Source organism: Roseibium aggregatum (assembly GCF_014692675.1).
In the GTDB taxonomy this organism is placed as follows: domain Bacteria; phylum Pseudomonadota; class Alphaproteobacteria; order Rhizobiales; family Stappiaceae; genus Roseibium; species Roseibium aggregatum_C.
The window spans coordinates 1-750 of the sequence record NZ_JABFCZ010000086.1; the positions used below are offsets into that span (position 1 = coordinate 1).

1 protein-coding gene is annotated in these 750 nt (G+C 60.9%); it reads left to right on the top strand.

Annotated elements, in window-relative coordinates:
- Positions 1-732, top strand: a protein-coding gene (locus HK439_RS26395) for an IS5 family transposase (protein ID WP_235988130.1) whose coding sequence is annotated in 2 segments (ribosomal slippage) — positions 1-310 and positions 313-732 — 730 coding nt annotated over the 2 segments. Because the reading frame shifts where the segments join, the coding sequence is not laid out codon by codon here. This gene is flagged as partial in the annotation.
- Positions 733-750: the final 18 nt, after the last annotated feature.

Genomic DNA, 750 nt, shown 5'->3' on the forward strand with positions numbered 1-750 from the left:
CGGAGAACAGTGGGCAGTGATCGAGCCGCTTTTGCCGAGGCACAAGGGCGGTGCCCGCCGGGTTGATGACCGCAGGGTGATCTCCGGCATTATCCATGTCCTCAAGGTGGGTTGCCGCTGGTGCGATTGCCCGAAGGAGTACGGGCCTTCGACAACGATCTACAACCGCTTCAACCACTGGTCTCGCAAGCGCTTCTGGATCGATCTGGTAGAGGCGCTGGCCGCATCGGGCGCAGTAACCCGGAGCACGTCCATCGATAGCACTTACATCAAAGCGCATCGCTCTGCCCATGGCGGCAAAGGGGGGCAAAAAATCAGGCGATCGGGCCGTCGCGGGGCGGCCAAACCACCAAAATCCATGCCCTTACCGACGTAATCAGTCGTCCTTTCGCCTTCATGCTGACGGGCGGCAATGCCGCGGACAGCCCGGTCGTCCCTCATCTGCTGGCTGGCCTGAAGGGCGCAAGATACCTGCTCGCTGACAAGGGCTACGATGCAAATGCCTTGCGAAAGCACCTGCGGCAGTCTGCCATCGTCCCGGTCATTCCCGGCCGTTCGAACCGCAAGCGCACTATCCGGTATGACGAGACGCGCTACAAAAGCCGCCATCTCATCGAGAACGCATTCTGCCGACTAAAGGACTTCCGCCGCGTCCCAACCCGCTACGACAAGCTCGCCAGAAACTTCCTCTCCGCCGTCGCCCTGGCCGCTCTCGTCGCCTTCTGGCTATGATTGAGTCTGAACCCTAGA